The 16524-nt window shown below is 56.4% G+C and carries 17 protein-coding genes and 1 tRNA gene; 2 read left to right on the forward strand and 16 right to left on the reverse strand.

Features of this window, described 5'->3' with window-relative positions; translation table 11 throughout:
• The first annotated feature begins 148 nt into the window (after positions 1 to 148).
• Positions 149 to 222 (forward strand) — tRNA-Gln (locus QMO80_RS08955).
• Between the two features lie 80 nt (positions 223 to 302).
• On the opposite strand, the gene QMO80_RS08960 is transcribed toward QMO80_RS08955, so the two are convergent.
• From QMO80_RS08960 to gmd, 3 genes are all read right to left on the reverse strand, one after another.
• Entirely contained in the window at positions 303 to 1286 is a 984-nt protein-coding gene (locus QMO80_RS08960) for an MvaI/BcnI family restriction endonuclease (RefSeq protein ID WP_283199747.1), read from the reverse strand.
• Positions 1287 to 1557: 271 nt separating this feature from the next.
• Positions 1558 to 2508 (reverse strand): GDP-L-fucose synthase, encoded by a 951-nt coding sequence (locus QMO80_RS08965; RefSeq protein ID WP_283199748.1) that lies wholly within the window; start codon positions 2506 to 2508, stop codon positions 1558 to 1560.
• Positions 2509 to 3570: a GDP-mannose 4,6-dehydratase gene (gene gmd / locus QMO80_RS08970; protein ID WP_283199749.1), complete on the reverse strand. Its 1062-nt coding sequence runs from the start codon at positions 3568 to 3570 to the stop codon at positions 2509 to 2511.
• A 180-nt stretch (positions 3571 to 3750) separates the two neighbouring features.
• Here gmd and rfbB point away from each other — a divergent pair, with 180 nt between their 5' ends.
• Entirely contained in the window at positions 3751 to 4806 is a 1056-nt protein-coding gene (gene rfbB, locus QMO80_RS08975; protein WP_283199750.1) for a dTDP-glucose 4,6-dehydratase, read from the forward strand.
• 38 nt (positions 4807 to 4844) lie between these two features.
• Here the strand turns inward: rfbB and QMO80_RS08980 are convergent, their stop codons facing one another.
• The 13 genes from QMO80_RS08980 to QMO80_RS09040 all read right to left on the reverse strand — a co-directional run bounded on the left by QMO80_RS08980 (position 4845) and on the right by QMO80_RS09040 (position 16524).
• The gene (locus tag QMO80_RS08980; RefSeq protein WP_283199751.1) at positions 4845 to 5816 is read right to left on the reverse strand and encodes a hypothetical protein; all 972 of its coding nucleotides are present in this window, start codon (positions 5814 to 5816) and stop codon (positions 4845 to 4847) included.
• Entirely contained in the window at positions 5813 to 6625 is an 813-nt protein-coding gene (locus QMO80_RS08985; RefSeq protein ID WP_283199752.1) for a class I SAM-dependent methyltransferase, read from the reverse strand. Before QMO80_RS08985 ends, QMO80_RS08980 begins: the two co-directional genes overlap by 4 nt.
• The gene (locus QMO80_RS08990; protein WP_283199753.1) at positions 6625 to 7758 is read right to left on the reverse strand and encodes a glycosyltransferase; all 1134 of its coding nucleotides are present in this window, start codon (positions 7756 to 7758) and stop codon (positions 6625 to 6627) included. The genes QMO80_RS08985 and QMO80_RS08990 overlap by 1 nt, the downstream gene beginning before the upstream one ends.
• A gap of 10 nt (positions 7759 to 7768) precedes the next feature.
• Positions 7769 to 8776, reverse strand: coding sequence for a bifunctional 2-polyprenyl-6-hydroxyphenol methylase/3-demethylubiquinol 3-O-methyltransferase UbiG (locus QMO80_RS08995; protein WP_283199754.1), 1008 nt, complete (start codon positions 8774 to 8776; stop codon positions 7769 to 7771).
• On the reverse strand, positions 8773 to 9651 hold the full coding sequence (locus tag QMO80_RS09000; RefSeq protein ID WP_283199755.1) for a glycosyltransferase family 2 protein: 879 nt from the start codon (positions 9649 to 9651) through the stop codon (positions 8773 to 8775). Before QMO80_RS09000 ends, QMO80_RS08995 begins: the two co-directional genes overlap by 4 nt.
• Entirely contained in the window at positions 9642 to 10568 is a 927-nt protein-coding gene (locus QMO80_RS09005; protein WP_283199756.1) for a TIGR04325 family methyltransferase, read from the reverse strand. The genes QMO80_RS09000 and QMO80_RS09005 overlap by 10 nt, the downstream gene beginning before the upstream one ends.
• Positions 10565 to 11431 (reverse strand): hypothetical protein, encoded by an 867-nt coding sequence (locus QMO80_RS09010; protein WP_283199757.1) that lies wholly within the window; start codon positions 11429 to 11431, stop codon positions 10565 to 10567. Before QMO80_RS09010 ends, QMO80_RS09005 begins: the two co-directional genes overlap by 4 nt.
• On the reverse strand, positions 11416 to 12048 hold the full coding sequence (locus QMO80_RS09015) for a PIG-L deacetylase family protein (RefSeq protein WP_283199758.1): 633 nt from the start codon (positions 12046 to 12048) through the stop codon (positions 11416 to 11418). The genes QMO80_RS09010 and QMO80_RS09015 overlap by 16 nt, the downstream gene beginning before the upstream one ends.
• Positions 12045 to 12746 carry a WbqC family protein gene (locus tag QMO80_RS09020; RefSeq protein ID WP_283199759.1) on the reverse strand — a complete coding sequence of 234 codons (702 nt, stop codon included), beginning with the start codon at positions 12744 to 12746 and terminating at the stop codon, positions 12045 to 12047. Before QMO80_RS09020 ends, QMO80_RS09015 begins: the two co-directional genes overlap by 4 nt.
• Positions 12743 to 13708 carry a PseG/SpsG family protein gene (locus QMO80_RS09025; RefSeq protein WP_283199760.1) on the reverse strand — a complete coding sequence of 322 codons (966 nt, stop codon included), beginning with the start codon at positions 13706 to 13708 and terminating at the stop codon, positions 12743 to 12745. The genes QMO80_RS09020 and QMO80_RS09025 overlap by 4 nt, the downstream gene beginning before the upstream one ends.
• The gene (locus QMO80_RS09030) at positions 13690 to 14367 is read right to left on the reverse strand and encodes a glycosyltransferase family protein (RefSeq protein ID WP_283199761.1); all 678 of its coding nucleotides are present in this window, start codon (positions 14365 to 14367) and stop codon (positions 13690 to 13692) included. Before QMO80_RS09030 ends, QMO80_RS09025 begins: the two co-directional genes overlap by 19 nt.
• Positions 14364 to 15380 carry an N-acetylneuraminate synthase family protein gene (locus tag QMO80_RS09035; RefSeq protein WP_283199762.1) on the reverse strand — a complete coding sequence of 339 codons (1017 nt, stop codon included), beginning with the start codon at positions 15378 to 15380 and terminating at the stop codon, positions 14364 to 14366. Before QMO80_RS09035 ends, QMO80_RS09030 begins: the two co-directional genes overlap by 4 nt.
• Before the next feature lie 73 nt (positions 15381 to 15453).
• Positions 15454 to 16524: a radical SAM/SPASM domain-containing protein gene (locus QMO80_RS09040; protein WP_097623943.1), complete on the reverse strand. Its 1071-nt coding sequence runs from the start codon at positions 16522 to 16524 to the stop codon at positions 15454 to 15456.

Genomic DNA, 16524 nt, shown 5'->3' on the forward strand with positions numbered 1-16524 from the left:
CGCCAAATTCTTTTTTGGGAGAGGGATTTGCCGCGGCTTCACCTCTTCCACGACAGCACTGAATTTTTTCAAAACGGGTATTTGCAATCCGCCCGCTTTTGGTTATAAGCGCCGCACAGCAGCCAAGCCATGCTTCGGCGGCAACTGCTGGGGAATAGTTCAATGGTAGAACGACGGACTCTGACTCCGTTAATCTTGGTTCGAGTCCAGGTTCCCCAGCCAATCGCTTTTTATCACCAAATGCAAATCTTTGACGAGCATGAGCGGATGCTGGCCGCAACAGCTTGCGGAATTTCAGGAAGCTAGGGGCGTAGCGAACGACGACCGGACAGCCGCCGTTTCGATAATCCCACCCCTGGTTCATGGACAGCAATCGGCGCGCGCCTGACATCAACAGTGGTGAAGTGCTCGTAGAGACCGGGCAGGTCGCCCACGTGAATGCGAAACTGTCCCCGACGCCTCACCCGGCACCGCAGATCATCAGCACCCACAAGACTGAGGCTGGGATCGTAAGAAATTCTGCCGGCTGCGAGCATGTCCAGGAACAGGTGAAAATCGGTGCCTTCGCCGATCTGGACAAGATGACCGTAGTGGAAGGCACGGCAACCATGCCAACCACCGCGCACATAAGGCACATAGGCCGCCCGGGCATGCTTATGGCCCCAGTGCTCCGCCAGCTTGGTAAAGTGCCAGATCGCCGCCGGCAAGCCATCATCCGCCGACAAAACCAGCGCGCCCAACGGATCGAACCAACGAGCGATATGCCGACGATTCCGAATAAGATGTAACGTCAGTCCGGTCTTTGTATTCCGCTGTCCGACGAAATGATCGGTATAGAGATTGAGTTTGCCTGGATACCCGTTCGACGCAGCGTAGCCGAAGCGCCGGATAAATGCTTCTGGCCCCTCTTCGCGATAGAAGCCGCCGGTCGGCCCGACGGACAGAAGACTAAGGAGTGCATTGCCAGGCTTGGAAAAGTCCCGAACGCCATGCGCCTTAATCTCCCAGCCCTCGAAATCGGGCGCGGGTCGCCCGTTGGGCCGTATGCGCAGCAAGGCTTCAAGTGCATACCCGCCGGCATTCGTTCCGTGGTGATGGATCGATTGGCCGTCGTTCCCCAGGCGCATTCCTGCGATCGGACCAAGCCGGTGGATGCGATGCAGTTCGCCAAACAGTCTCTCGGAAAGAATCTCGTCGATTGTTCGCGATCTTAAATCACTCAGTCCTGCGCACACGGTGAAGTCGGAGGAAACGGTGTCCCATTGGTCTATCGTAAGGGTGTGCATAGGCTAGCTTTAGCCTATTGGGACAACGAGAACAAGAACATAATAAGAACATTTGGATTTTGCGGTGCCCACTCGATCAAGCAGTTCGAGAACCTCGCTAAGTTCGGCAAGTCTATAAGGAAAGCAATGCCATTGTGCGCAGGGCATGGGCGCCCGGTTGAGAGACCGACGGGCGAGCTTAACGAGTGTCCGTCGCCGGAGCTATTCGCTGGAATGGCCATTTGGGCCGACGGCGAAAATATACCTTAGGAATGGTCCTCTGTGGCCTGAATTAGACCGCGGGATCGGATCTGCTTTCGAACTCCAGAAACCAGGCGTAAGTGGCTGCAATGCCATCCTCGAGCGAGATGCGCGGCTTCCAGCCCATATCCTGCAGTTTCTGATTGCTCATCAACTTGCGCGGCGTGCCATCGGGCTTGGAAAGATCATGAATGATCTCACCCTCGTAACCGACAACGCGGCAGACCAAGCGCGTCAACTCGATAATTTCGAGATCTGTCCCCGAGCCGACATTGACGTGCTGCGCACCGGAATATGTCTTGAGAAGAAATACCAGTGCGTCGGCGCAGTCGTCGACGTGCAGAAACTCGCGGCGCGGGGTTCCGGTGCCCCAGACCACCATATGCGGGTCTTTGCGAAGTTTCGCGGCGTGCGCCTTGCGGATAAGCGCCGGCAGCACATGGCTGGAATTCAGGTCGAAATTATCGCCCGGGCCATAAAGATTGGTCGGCATGGCCGAAATATAATCGCGGCCGTATTGCTTACGATAGGCCTCGGCGAGCTTGATACCGGCGATCTTGGCGATCGCGTACCATTCGTTGGTCGGCTCCAGCGCACCGGTCAACAGAGCCTCTTCAGGAATCGGCTGCGGGGCAAGCTTGGGATAAATGCAGCTTGAACCCAGAAACAAAAGCCGGTCCACTCCCCCCCGATGGGCGGCTTCGAAGATGTTCGCTTCGATAATCAGATTGTCATAGATGAATTCTGCGGGATAGCTGTCATTGGCGAGGATACCGCCAACCTTGGCAGCGGCGAGAATGATCGCGTCGGGTCGGTTTGCTTCAACAAATTTCTCGACCTCGTCCTGCCGCTTCAAATCGACCTCGCGACGCGTGGCCGTGATGACGTTGCAATCTTCGGATTGAAGCCTGCGCACAAGAGCACTGCCGACCATACCGCGATGACCGGCAACCCAGATCTTCTTGTTGGACAAGTCGTACACCTAGATCTCTTTCCGGCTGTTTTGCGCCTTCCAGTGCTTGACATCCTCGCGCACCATTTCGGCGGCGAGCTCCCGAACCGGGGTCTTGTGCTGCCAGCCCAGCTTCTGACGGGCCTTGGTCGGATCACCCAGCAGAAGATCGACTTCCGTCGGGCGGAAATACCGCGGATCGATTTCCACGAGGCACACGCCGGACGCCGAGTCATAGCCCTTTTCGTCTACGCCGGAGCCCTTCCATTCCAAAGCGATGCCCACGTCGGCAAACGCCCACTCGACAAACTGGCGGACACTCGTCGTCTCGCCGGTCGCCAAGACGTAGTCATCCGGCTTGTCCTGCTGCAGCATGCGCCACATGCCCTCGACATATTCACGTGCATGGCCCCAGTCGCGCTTGGCGTCGAGATTGCCGAGGAAAAGCTTATCCTGCCGCCCCAGATGGATGGCAGCCACCGCCATCGTGATCTTGCGCGTGACGAAGGTTTCGCCGCGAAGCGGGCTTTCGTGATTGAATAGAATGCCGTTCGACGCGTGCATCCCATAGGCCTCGCGATAATTCACGACGATCCAGTAGGCATAGAGCTTGGCTGCGGCATAGGGAGAACGCGGGTAGAAGGGCGTTTTTTCGCTCTGCGGCACTTCCTGCACAAGACCGTAAAGTTCCGAGGTCGATGCCTGGTAAAATCGGGTCTTTTCCTCGAGCCCCAGGATGCGGATCGCTTCGAGCAGCCGCAACGTCCCGATACCGTCGGCATCCGCGGTATATTCCGGCGTTTCGAAACTGACACCCACATGGCTCTGGGCGGCGAGATTGTAGATTTCATCGGGCTGCGTCTGCTGCACGATCCGCAGGAGGTTGGTCGAGTCGATCATATCGCCGTAGTGGAGGATGAAGCGCGGATGTGCTTCGTGCGGATCCTGGTAGATATGCTCGATGCGGCCGGTATTGAAAGACGATGACCGGCGCTTGATACCATGCACCGTATAGCCCTTGCTCAGAAGCAATTCGGCCAGATAGGCACCATCCTGACCAGTCACCCCAGTAATCAGTGCGGTTTTTGTCATTTTCACATCGTCTTTCGATACAATCTTCGGGACGTGTTTATGGAAACGGCCGAACTAGCGCAACCCCCATGACCGACAGCTAGGCCGGCGAAATGAGCATCGTCGCTCTCTTTTGTTGACGTGGGACTGGCACAATGAGACTAGAACTCTCCAAACTGTCAGATCTCCAAGGGGGAAAATATGATCCTGGTGACGGGGGGAGCGGGTTTTATCGGTGCAAACTTCGTGCTCGATTGGCTTGCGCTTCATGATGAGCCGATCGTCAACCTCGATGTGCTGACATATGCCGGCAATCTGGAGAATCTGGCCTCCGTCTGGAACAACCCGCGCCTTCTCTTCGTCAAAGGCAGCATCTCGGATTACGACCTCGTTGCGGAACTGCTCCGGTCCCATCGTCCCCGTGCGATCCTGAATTTCGCGGCCGAAAGTCACGTCGACCGATCGATCCATGGCCCCGAAGAATTTATCCAGACGAATATCGTCGGCACTTTCCGCCTGTTGGAGGCTACACGTGGATTTCTTGCCGCACAGGATGAAGCCTTCCGAGAGAGCTTTCGTTTTCTTCATATATCGACGGACGAAGTCTATGGTTCGCTTGCTCCCGCGGAAGCGGCCTTCAGCGAAGATCGCAAATACGAACCCAACAGTCCTTATTCCGCGAGCAAGGCAGCCAGCGATCATCTGGTTCGCGCCTATCATCACACCTACGGCCTGCCGGTTCTGACGACGAATTGTTCGAACAACTATGGCCCCTATCATTTTCCAGAGAAGCTGATTCCCCTGGTCATCCACAATGCCCTCGCGGGCAAACAGATTCCGATCTACGGAGACGGAATGCAGGTGCGCGACTGGCTCTTCGTCAAGGACCATTGCAGCGCGATCCGACGTGTGCTGGAGAATGGAAAAGCCGGGGAAACCTACAATGTCGGCGGCAGGAACGAGCTGACCAACCTGTCGGTGGTCAATACGCTCTGCGAGATCCTCGACGAATTGAGGCCGCTGCCCGACCGGGCAAGCTACAAGTCTCAGATCACTTTCGTGCGTGACCGCCCCGGCCATGATCGCCGTTACGCCATTGATGCGGCCAAAATCGAGCAGCAACTGAACTGGCGCCCAAGTGAAACGTTCGATACGGGCATTCGCAAGACTGTCGAATGGTATCTTGCGAACAGTGCCTGGATAGAAAACGTCACGAGCGGCAACTACCGCCAATGGATCGATCGTCAGTATCGATAGGCTGGAGGACGAGACTCACCCGTCGCGAAGGCGAGTCCTCAATACCTGATAAAACGATGCAGGAACCGTTTAATGGGCAGGGGTACATAACGCTGCACCCATCTGCGGATCGCCACAGCACGAACAGGACGAAGGCCGCCGGAAAAGCCGGGGGAAATCGCCCTGATCGCATCCAATGCCCGCATCAGGGCGCGCTCGTAAGCTTCGTAGGCAGCGACCGGTTCCTCGCATACGGAGGTGTAGAAAGTCGACAGTCGATTGAAGTCGCCATTGGCCAGCAGTTGGAACTGGTGGAAGTGATAGAAGATCAGCGGTGAGCCGTCGACCTCGATCTGGCCGGACGCATCCTGCGTAAAATGCATCTTTTCGTAATTCCAGGGAGCAACGCCGGCGCCCGGATGCTCAATTATATGGCAGTGCGGATAGAGATCCGGCCATTCGTCCAAATATTTCTGGTCGCCCATTTTGCCGTCTTCGAGGCGGTAGTAGCACCATTCGATGCATTGCTCGCGCCAGCGGTCCAGGCAGCGCATTCCCTCCTCGTCGCGTCGGAAACTCACCCATTCCACGCAAAAGCGGCCGTTCACCTCCCTATCCTGCAGCCTCGGGGCAAAACGATGTTCAATAATCGCGATGGAATTATCGCCGATTTCATCGAAGATGGGTTGGATCGGGGAGTAGAACAGCAGATCGGAGTCGAGATAGGTGATGAAATCGATCTCCGGATGATGCTGCAGCACGAAGGTCGGGAGGCAAGGAGACAAGGTCCAGCAATATTCGGCGACGCCACGCGATTTCTTGGCCTCCAGGAGTTCCGGCGTCTCCAGATCGGCAAGTGGAATGCAGGTGATATAGCGCCTCTTGGAGGCCGTCAGTATCTCCTGCGCCTGCGGATCCATGCAGAGCACAAAAATATGCGCGTCTGGGCACCATTGGACGAGGCTCTCCATCATGGCCATGCCCTTGATGAGATAGCCGCTGTCGAAAAGGGTACAGAAGTAGGTCGTCATGACTGGGATTGTTTCCTGCACAAATAGGTGCGGTTTGCATTGCCCTTGCTACTGTCACGCGGATCCGCGCTCTCGTTCAGCGTGAAGGTGGCCTGCACTTCCAGGCCGTGAACCCGAAAGCTGTCCAATAGCTCCTGCTCGGAAAAATGGATTTCCATGGTCTCGACACCATAGGCCTGCTTGCGGAAATACTTGGTCGGTTCACCATAGACGACGGGAGTGCGGTGAAAGATGACATAGTCTTTGGCGACACGGGCGCTTTCTGCGATCGCCGCGTCATAGTCGGCAATATGCAGCAGGCAGCATCCCGAAACCACGACATCAAAAGCATCGTCCTGATAGCTGAGCCGCGTTGCATCCTCCACATCGAACGACAGCGCCGGATAGATGCGGCGCGCCATGTCGATGAATGCATCGGAATAATCGCAGCCGTGGTACCGCAACGGCAGGCCATTTACTTCAAGGACCTCGGAGTAATATCCGCTGGAGCAACCGATTTCGAGCAATGAACCGGCGGCCGGGGGATTGTCGATCTTACGCAGCGCAGCGGTAAAGACATCGAATACATCGATAGAAGCGCCGCCGCGATAGTCCTTCAACTGGCGTTCGACGAGCGCTCTCTGGCGTGCAGGCAGATCACTCGCTTTCCACGATGCGGCAAGGCGCGAGCTTTCGCTGTCTCGCCGAGCTGAATCGATCTCTACATAGTGGGAGGATACCGATGCCGCCGGCAGCAGCTGTTCACGCAATCGCTTCAGCTGGCTCTTCAACACCGGAAAGCGGTTGAGCGTCGTACGAACAAATGACATCAGCCCTGTTTCTCCAGATGTCTCTCGAGGATCGGCATCAACTCTTTCATTCTCGACTTGTAGGTGTGATCCTTCAACGTCCTGGCCTGACCTGCCTTGGCGATGGCATCGGCCTCGTCAGGGTGGTCTATATAGTAGCGGATGAGTTCCACAGCTTCCTCAGGACTGGAATAGGCGACCACTTCCTTGCCTATGTCGAAAATCTCACTGAGATTATCTTTGCGGTCGGTGATGAGCAGCGATCCGACACCGGTCGCCTCGTAAAGCCGCATGTTGTTGGCATTGGTCTCGGCAACATTGATATGCCGGTTGATGGTGATCCGGCTGCGCGCCAGGGCGCGGTACATATCCGGGCCCCAGACTTCCCCGTTATGACGTTGTCGAATGGGAGATGAGCGCGGAAGCGTCGCTGCGCCATAGCCGAAAAACTGTATCGGCGTGGTCTCGGCAAGATGTTCGAGCAACGGGATCGCCTTGCCATGATGACGGCTTATGCCGCCGACGAAACTCACTGGCACATCGCGTGGAACATCGCCGAGGATATCAAGCACCCGAGTATCGAAGCCGATCCTGAAATATTCGGATTTAATGCCCATCTCATGAAAACGCGGCACGAAATGCGGGAAGGATGTCAGAATGAGATCATAGGGCCGCAGAAAGCCATCCGGGGGCAGCGGACAAGCGATCTGGCCGACGATCAATGGCACAGTCTTTTTCAACTCCATCAGAGCATGAGGCGGAAAAAAGCTGAGATCCTGACAATAGAGGACATCCGGCTTGAATGCTCGAACCCGCGCCATTGCGACCTCCAGCAAGCCGGGGAGCGCTGCCAGGCGTGCGCCGATATAAGGCAACCTGAAAAAGCGATGCGGCAATTTCATTGCCCATGGGCTGAATGGTTCGTTGTTCTCCCGCGCCCAAGCCGATTGCAGCGGAACGCAATTGCCGACGATATCGATGACATCGCAGCCAAGCTCTTTCAGGTGGCGCGAATAGAAATCTGATGTGCCGAACGCAGCCTCGAGCAGAGCGTCCGTCTGCTTTTGGGAAGAGGCCGACCTCAAATCCCGATTGCGACGATAGTGCATCGTCAGGAATCGGGAATAGTAGGTATCGAACACGGCAATCCGCATGACGCTAATCCTAGTTCTTTGTCGCGGAGAGCCGGAGTTCGACCAGGAGACTATCGCCCTGCCCCGTTGCATCCAGAGCCCGGTTGACAAGACCCATCATGGCGCCGGCAAGGCGTGCGCCACGCGTAACCGCGACATTGCGGAGCTTTCGAATAAAGCTCGGGGACTTCTGAGAGCTGCCGCTTTCCGACCATGTGCCGGACGCCCTACCCTCCTGCCGCTGTTCCCGAGAAGTCCTGAGCTGAAGCACCGACCAGAGGTTGGGCGTGATCGTCCTGATGCGCGCGACATCGTAACCGGACTTTCGAGCGAGCAGCGCAAAGGACGTTCGATTGAAATGATTCTGATGGTACGGAATGTGCCAGTTGATCCAGCGTTCCTTCCAGACCTTGCGATGAAAGGAACCGGTATTCGGGAAAGCCAGTATGACGCGTCCGCCACCGTTCAGACGATTCTTGAGAGCCTCTAGCATCGCAAGCGGATCGGGCACGTGTTCGATGACCTGGTTCAGCACGATAAGATCGAATTTCTGATCTGCGAACGGCACGTCATAGATATTGCCGATATGAACGCGCAAAGCATATTTTTCAGCAATTGTCCGAACGTTCGGGTCGGCCTCGACGCCCCAGCATTCCACGCCGAGCTTTTGCATCTCCAGAAGCGAGAGACAGGAACCACAGCCGATATCCAAGACCTTCTGCCCAGACCTGGCAAGATAGTGCCCCTGGTTGTCGGTTCCGGCCATCCACCGGCGGAGCCTGGCAAGGGGTCTCTCGACGAGGCCGGCCTCCTTTTCCAGCGCATCAAAGTCGATCTCCCGACGTGGATAATAATTGCTGTAGAGCGCGGGCAGGTCTTCTTCCGTCAGCCGCGGCGCGGTCGACATGTGACCGCAGGAAACGCAGCGGTCTATCGAATAGACGCCGGGGCAGCCGTATCGATCATCGCTGATGCGCTCGATAAAGGTTTGCATTTTCGATCCGCACGCGATGCACTGCTGATGCTGGCCGCCGCTCATATCGTTTTTTCCTTTCGTTTCGCCAATGACCTCCACGTTGAAAACGCGCGGCTGCAGGAGAAATACGCCATACGGATCGGCGCTGTCATGCGTTGCACCGGCGACCCGACAAGCGAGTAAAAAATAAGACGCTGAAACACGTTGTGCGCCGAACGTCTGCCAAACAACCGCTTTCGCCATGAAAGGCTGGACGCGTCGTTCCCATATACCGGAGGCGAATAGACGATTGCCTGGCTGCTGACAACCAAAGGCACTCCCGCACGCGCGAAGCGCATGGCAATTTCGTAGTCGGCCATGTAGTGCGGCAGAAGGTTCGGCCGCATTCCACCATGTCTGCGAAACAGGAGCGCCGGGTAAAGCGTTCCTCGGCCACTCAAAGCATCGACGCGATACTGGCTGGCGGGCGACTGTTTTTCCGTTTCGCTCAACTCCGAAAGCAGATCCCAGACGGCAAGCCGATTGATGTTGACCTTGGCCCCAATACTGACAAGAGGTGGATCCCGCCCCTCTTCATGGATGACGCTTCCGACCGCGGCTCCGCCGTTTTCTTTGGACGACCGCACCAGAGCTTCAACAAAATTACCGTCAAACCAGGTGTCATTGTTGAGAAACAGAACATAGTCGTCGGGTTGGCAGGCGGGAAGCACATGTTTTAGTCCTTCTTCGATGGCGCCGCCCCACCAGAGATTGCCGTCCCCTCGGATCTCGGTCACATCGCTCTGCGATTGCAGGTACTTTGCGGTTCCATCGGTCGAACCGTCGTTGACGATGACAATCGTCATGGCGTCAAAGATTGTCTGGCTCCTCAGAGCTTCCAACACCTTTCGGGTATGCTCGAGGCGATTGAAAACAGGGATAATAACGTTCACGCGCATTGCGAGACTTCCAGCTTCTCGAGAAACCAGCCAACATACGGCCATTCGTGCTGCTGAGGCGCTGGTGTAACGCCAATGCCCCAACGCTTCAATTCTTGCAAGGGCGGCGGCATCACTGAGCCAAATGTCCCGGCCGGCTGGAAACGATCCAGCACCTCATAACCATGCTTGGCAAAGCTGTCCTGCATTGCATTCGCGTTCAAGAACCAGACCGGGTAGCTCGCACTGTAGATCCACGTGGGCACATGCTGCACGAAAGGTGCGGCTGCGACATCGAACTGCGCCGCTGTCCTGTCGATGAGTATGAACTTGATGCCCTTCGACAGAAGACCTTCGAGATATTCAAGAGGATATTCAAGGTATTGGAGAACGCCGGAGAGCAGAACGACGTTGGGCTTCACACGATCAATCGCCTCATCCAGACTGTCGGAAAAACTCAACCCCTCATCTTCAAATTCCGTTCGACCCGCGCTCACAAAATGCGGCTGCTCGACGACACACCATTTCAGTTCCGCAAGATGCGCCAATGCCGAGCGGTGCTGAAAATAAGAACTTCCCAACGCACCCCCGAAATCAACGACCCTCAACTGGAGATCGGACCGGGATGCAACATAGAGAAGCCAGGCAAGCAACGGGTGCGAATAGCTTTTTTCCGTGAAAACGACAGTGTCTCGCTCATATGCGGCGCGGCCCTGAACAACGGCGCGTGTCGCCTCAACAACTTTGGCAAGAATGGCCGGCGCATCATATCCATCCGCAGCAGCCATTGCCGAGCGCCAATCTTTATGAGGCCCATCGAAAACGACGTTGTGACGCCGAAATTCGCTCCAAACATCCTGTTCGCGGGCTTGCGGCGATTCCCGCGTTACCTCAAGCAAACAATGAAGTCCCGGGAGCGAAAAATTAATCTGCCTCATTCTTCAAACCAGGCTTCGAAAGGCCGTCGATCAAATTCGTCCAGCGCCCCACCGGGCGTGGAATTGACGATGCGGATACCATTCGCTTTCGCTATGTTTGCGATGGCTCGATATTGTCGCCACAGCCGTGCCAGCGTTTGAAAGTCGTCGTGACGGTTCGTTCTCAAGGTGCCGTCCGCATTTGCGGTACTATCCATGCCCTTTTGGACCTTGAGGTCGAATGCGTATTGGTAGCTCGACGACAAGAAATGATCATGGTCGACGCCGAGCAGGATGATCTCTTTAAAACCAAGATACATCGCGATCATCAAGGCCATCACCGGCACCGACTCGACACCCGGCACCGGTCGAGAAATATCGACGATTTCGTCCGTTCGCTTATCGTCGAAGCTTTCGCCCAGCACCAGATAGCGAACCGTTCGCCCTGCAAACAGATTGTGTTTCCGAACGAGCTCCGCTTCAGTGGAGCTGAGGAACAATTCGGCAGCTCCCAGATGTGAATGCATCTCGTCAAACCAGCGGATCACGTCCTCTGACGTCATCAATCCGTAAGTAATCTGCGGAACACAATGATAACGAGATTGGAACTTGTCGAAATCGGAATGCAGGTAGCCGTTGGAAACGGTGACAACGTTTTGGCCTTGAAGCCGCGACAGATCCAAGCCCTTGACGCTCGGGCCATTTCCTAAGATGAAACAGCGTTGGCCGGCGTGCAGACCGGCAAGCTGTCGATTTCCCGCCAGGGATCTCGCAACATCAGCAGAGATTTTGTGACGACTATTGAGCCTGCGCCTTAACTCATGCACACCATAGGGAAGCAGCATGGAGCCAAAGGTCAAAACCTTTCTCAGGGCTGCAGCCACTTCACCACCTCAAACACTTCGGCATATTTCACGCCGATCCGCTGACCGGCATTCTCCGCTTCGTTCCGGAAGAAGCTCACCCATTTCCGCCCTGTGCGCTCCATTTCGGATTCATGGGCAAGGATCGCTTTTTCCTTCTGGTCCCAATGGGCGGTGATGTCGACGTAGAAATTCCCTCGGAAATCGACCGTCGAATGATACCAGTTGCTGCGATACATCAGAAGGCGCGGCACATGGCGGCAGCTGTGCAGCGACGCCCGCGACAAAGCAAGATGGTCATGGTGAATGTCTCCGACCCAGTGGGTGTAGACCATATCGATCTTCAGATCCTGCACGAGCTTCAGGATCTCGATATTCAGCGGATCGACGAATTCGATCTGCAGCGTCTTGAACTCGCCGCAATACATCTTGTGCACGCCGAGAATTTCCATCGCGGCATCCGCTTCGGCTCTGGCGACCTGGCTGCTGCGCACGGACTGGTCATACTGATTGGAAAAGCCGGATACGGTTGCAACATAGACGTAAACCGTGTCGCCGTTTGCCGCGTGGCGTGCCAGGGCACCGCCACAGCCGAGCTCCACGTCGTCAAAATGGGCACCGATCGCGAGAATATTCATTTGCAACTCCAGAGCAGATCACGCGTGCCTGCAATACCACAATTCAGCAGTGTGTCGAGGATACTGAGATAGGGCATGAATTCGCCGAAAGGCTGTGGATAAACCGGGTGGACGAAATGCTGCCATTCGATTTCGATTCCGGCTGCCTCGAATAGTTCCGGCTGCATGTAGCCGCGTGCCCCGAGACCCGAGAGATAACGTGTTGCTCCCACCTTACGCAGCAGTTCGATCAGCAATTCGTTCTTATGCCCCTCCGGGCTTAACGTACTCGACCGCACTGTCGGCATCGTGATCTCGAGCATGTCCAGGATGCCTTCCAGGAAATGCATGTTGAAATCGGCCAGCAGATCTAGCCGCTTGCCGTAGAGGGCCTCGATGCGCGGAGACACCTCACTCCAACCGGCGGACTTCCGATAGTTTTCACGAAGCAGGGAAAGGTTCTGGTCGATCCATCCGTTGCCCGGCGCCAATTCCACCTCGTTGATCGGCGTGCCGAGACTCGGTTTTTTGATCCCAACAGTGAGCCACCGATCACCTTGCGCCGTCTTGATCTTATCGCGGTGCGTCCAGCTTTTGCTCGTGCCATGGACGAACTGAACGTGATCCAGAACGATGTAGAGATCGGCGTTCAGAAAACGCTGAAAGAAGCCGAGATATGATGCGAAGTCCGGCTGATGAATAACCGCTGTCATGGTCATGCAGCCAAACTTTCGAGCAACGCGGCGACGCGACCGACCCCACCGAGGTCGACCTTGGTCATGGCAGTCTCGCTCATGCGTCTGATGGGAATCGCCTTTTCCAGGATGCCGAGATCGAATGCCGAGTGATGTCCGGCAAAGAACGCGGCGCCCAATTGTTCAAGAGCGCGGCCGACCGGGATTTCGAAAGGTTCATTGGCGATCACCACGCACGGCAAGCCAGCCGCACAGGCTTCGAAGGGCGTAACGCCGCCACCGGTAATGGCCAGGTCGTGCCGATACATCTCTGCCGCAAGCGACGGCACCTGGCTCAGCAGTTTGAACCGGTTCGGCACGGCGGCGGAGACGGCCTCTTCAAGCTCCGCCATGTGCTGGAAGCTCGGGCCTGTGACGATGGTGACGGGAAAAGGTTTGCTGCTCAGCCATTTGGCGACGCGGACCGTCACGCCATAGGTATCGGCGCCTCCGAGCGTCACAAGTACCGAGGCAAGGTTTTGCCGAACTCTGCGATATCTAGCGATTTCAGGATTGAGTATCATGTACTCTACCCCCAGCCTGATATCCTTGCCCTTCAGATCCTCCGTCTTTTCGAAGAGGAGAGCGCAGATATTCACGTCGGCGAGTTCCGCGCCATCGCCGCGATCATCAAAAGTGACGAGCTTGGCGCCCAAACGCTTGATCGTTTCGCTGTGAGACCGACGCGTATCGAGGCGGTCGTTGATCCAGATCGGGGACGGAACGCCGGGGTCTACGAAACCCTGCTCCCATCCCGTCACAGTGGCGAGATCGTAAAGAGCGACGTCGAAGCCGCGCTCCCGAATAATTGTCAGCGAACTCGGATGATCATTCGCCAAGAAACGGACAGAATGACCGCGCGAACGCACTTCGGCGGCGAGCGTCAACGACCGAAACAAATGCCCCATACCGCGTGCATGCGAACTCTCTATGCAGAAGACGAACATAGCCTGATCGCTTCCTCCGTCCCAAGCCAGTTCGCGCCCGCCTGCGCGGCGAGAGCACAGGCACGTCTCCAGTCTTCCTCGGTATCCACCGTCAGGCGCAGGTTCGGAGAAGTTTTGGCCGAGGGAATATCGAGCTGGCCGATCTTGAACAGCTCGGGCCGATCGGTGAAATACTCGTTCACGTGTTCGCGATGGTGCGGCAGCTTGCCCTCGCGATGACTGCGCGACAGGGCTTCGAACGTAAATATCTCGGCGCCGACGCCAATGGGCAGCTGGCCAAACGCGTGCGTGTAGTCGAATCCCTGCTTCTGATGCAGGTCGATCAGCCTTTCCAGCTCCTCGATATCGGTGAACGGATTGTCCGCGGTCAATCGCACGATATCCGACATTTCAAGCGATCTCGCACATTCGAAATAACGATCGAGAACATCGGCTTCATCGCCGCGAAAGCAGCTTACGCCCTGCTCGAGGCACCAAGTTTCGATAACATCGTTCTCGCCGGCCGATGATGTCGCGACGACAATCTTGGCCGGCCGCTTCAACATCTGAAGCCTGCCAAGGACATGTGCGAGCAGGGGCTTGCCGCAAATGTCACGAAGTACTTTTCCCGGTAGCCGCGTCGATCCCATCCGCGCCTGGATGATGATTCCAAGCGTCACGCCAGATCGCTCCACTGGAGGACGGCGTCGCCTTCGAGGTCCCTTATCAGCCGTCGCCCGGCAAGAGTTTCGATATGCTTAGGCTCGATTCCTGTCCCCGGCCGCTTCACCGAGATGTCGCCGGCGGAGATGACGTCACCGGCTTTGAGCGGTCGATTGAGAACGACGCTCTTGCGGTTGTTCAATCTGGTCGTCGCCTCACTCGCTGCCGGCTCTTTGCGACCACTGCCTTTCATGATCTCGAACGCGCGTATCGCATCGACAAGCCATTTCATCTCCGCAGGATCAGCCGAAAGCATGTGATCGGGACCGTCGGCGGCCTTGTCATAGGTGAAATGCCGCTCGATGACGCGGGCGCCCATTGCGACCGCACAAAGGCTTGCGACAGGGTTCAACGTATGGTCGGAATAGCCAACGTCGAGTTCCGGGAACGCCTCCATCATCGTTTGCATTGCGCCCAGGTTCACATTTTCCGGATGTGTCGGATAACTCGTGATGGCATGCAGCAGAATGAGCTTGTCGTTGCCCGCGTCCTTGATTGCGGCAACGGATTCCCGCACTTCTTCGAGCGTCGACATCCCGGTCGACAGGATGATCGGTTTACCCGTTTTTGCCAGATAGCGGAGAAAGGGAATGTTGACCGCGTCGTCGGAACCAACCTTGTGGGCTCCAACGCCACACCTCTCCAGCAGGTCGACATCCGTCTCATGCGAGGGAGAGGAAAACCAGTCCAGCCCATGCTCCTCGGCATAGCGGAAAACCGCTTCATGAAGCTCGTGTCCGATCTCATATTTACGGAAGAGTTCGAATTGCGAGGTAACGCCGGTGTTTTCCATATCGAACATGGCATTGCGGCTCGACAGCGTTTCCGCCCGATAGGTCTGGAGCTTGACGGCATCCACGCCTGACGCCTTTGCCTCGTCGATCAGGCGCTTCGCCTGATCAAACGTCGTAAAGTTGCCGCCGATCTCGGCTATGATATAGCAGCGATCAGGCCGGTAGTTGCGGAACATTCGTCACTCCCTGTAATTCACGAGCGGCAAAATTGCCTGGCGCCCTGGTGGGTGCCCTGGCCCAATCTGCCGCCTATCGCCCGATTTCCTGGTTCCGGTCGACGTAATTCCGGACAATGACCTGTCTGCCGCAAATCTGTGCGGTTTCGTCGTTGGTCTCTCTCGGCAGGTAGCACCTGCGGCAGACCTCGCTCTTCAGGAAGCCCTGCGGTTCCTTGTGCAGAGCACGGACGGCGTTCATTTTTTCGCCGTGCCATATCTGGTGCACGGTTTCGGTGTTCGCATTGCCGATAACCTCGCGGTTTTCTTCGTCGTTCGAGCACTTCATGACCAATCCATCGGCACCGATCACCAAACGCTGGTATTGCTGCGGGCAGGTGAAGTTGTCGAGATAGGCGATGTCTGAATCGTTGCCGAGGTAATCAATCAGCGGATTGAAGGCGACGAGATCCACGTGGGGCGCGAAGGTGTCGTAATAGAGATCGGGGTTTTCCCGGATCGCCGGCCAGATGCCCTGTACCTTGATGACAGGACGGTGGAGGCCGCGCTCGTCCTTGTACTTCTTTATGTCTTTGATCTTGTCGAGCAAGGCCTGAAACTTGATCGGCTTGCGTATCTTCTCGTAGGTCTCGCCGGTGCCGTCGATCGAGACGGTGATCCAGTCGATGCCGGCATCGACGAGCTGGGCGAAATAATCTCTGTTGAGCTTGAAGCCATGCGTGAGGGTCGAGACTTCCTTGATGCCATGATCCTTGGCATAACGCACGCAGTCGGCGAAGCGCTTGTGCAGCGTGGCTTCGCCGCGCAGCGACAGACGGATCGCCGGAACCTTGCCGCCGATCTCATCGATGATGCGGCAATAGAGGTCCCAGTCCATCCGGGTCGTGTTGACGCTCTTCTTGAATTCGTCGCTGATCGTATAGCACATCGGGCAGCGCAGATTGCAGATCGACGCCAATTCGAGATCGACCAGCAGCGGATAGTCCGAAACCTGCTGGTTCAGGGCATATTCCGACCACTTGCGACGGTAATCCGCGTATTCGGCTTCCCAACCCTCGCCACGGTATCTGTCGAACGCAGCTTCGCGCTCGTCCGTGTCCATCGAGTAGTTGCCTTTGTTGATCGGAACGTAACGCTCGTTCAA

The sequence above is a fragment of the Rhizobium sp. BT03 genome (assembly GCF_030053155.1).
Classification (GTDB): domain Bacteria; phylum Pseudomonadota; class Alphaproteobacteria; order Rhizobiales; family Rhizobiaceae; genus Rhizobium.

Excerpts from the sequence above, each read along its gene's own strand:
- QMO80_RS08960 (WP_283199747.1), bottom strand. The coding sequence starts at position 1,286 with ATGCACACCCTTACGATAGACCAATGGGACACCGTTTCCTCCGACTTC.
- gmd (WP_283199749.1), bottom strand. The coding sequence starts at position 3,570 with ATGACAAAAACCGCACTGATTACTGGGGTGACTGGTCAGGATGGTGCC.
- rfbB (WP_283199750.1), top strand. The coding sequence starts at position 3,751 with ATGATCCTGGTGACGGGGGGAGCGGGTTTTATCGGTGCAAACTTCGTG.
- QMO80_RS08980 (WP_283199751.1), bottom strand. The coding sequence starts at position 5,816 with ATGACGACCTACTTCTGTACCCTTTTCGACAGCGGCTATCTCATCAAG.
- QMO80_RS08985 (WP_283199752.1), bottom strand. The coding sequence starts at position 6,625 with ATGTCATTTGTTCGTACGACGCTCAACCGCTTTCCGGTGTTGAAGAGC.
- QMO80_RS08990 (WP_283199753.1), bottom strand. The coding sequence starts at position 7,758 with ATGCGGATTGCCGTGTTCGATACCTACTATTCCCGATTCCTGACGATG.
- QMO80_RS08995 (WP_283199754.1), bottom strand. The coding sequence starts at position 8,776 with ATGAGCGGCGGCCAGCATCAGCAGTGCATCGCGTGCGGATCGAAAATG.
- QMO80_RS09000 (WP_283199755.1), bottom strand. The coding sequence starts at position 9,651 with ATGCGCGTGAACGTTATTATCCCTGTTTTCAATCGCCTCGAGCATACC.
- QMO80_RS09005 (WP_283199756.1), bottom strand. The coding sequence starts at position 10,568 with ATGAGGCAGATTAATTTTTCGCTCCCGGGACTTCATTGTTTGCTTGAG.
- QMO80_RS09015 (WP_283199758.1), bottom strand. The coding sequence starts at position 12,048 with ATGAATATTCTCGCGATCGGTGCCCATTTTGACGACGTGGAGCTCGGC.
- QMO80_RS09020 (WP_283199759.1), bottom strand. The coding sequence starts at position 12,746 with ATGACCATGACAGCGGTTATTCATCAGCCGGACTTCGCATCATATCTC.
- QMO80_RS09025 (WP_283199760.1), bottom strand. The coding sequence starts at position 13,708 with ATGTTCGTCTTCTGCATAGAGAGTTCGCATGCACGCGGTATGGGGCAT.
- QMO80_RS09035 (WP_283199762.1), bottom strand. The coding sequence starts at position 15,380 with ATGTTCCGCAACTACCGGCCTGATCGCTGCTATATCATAGCCGAGATC.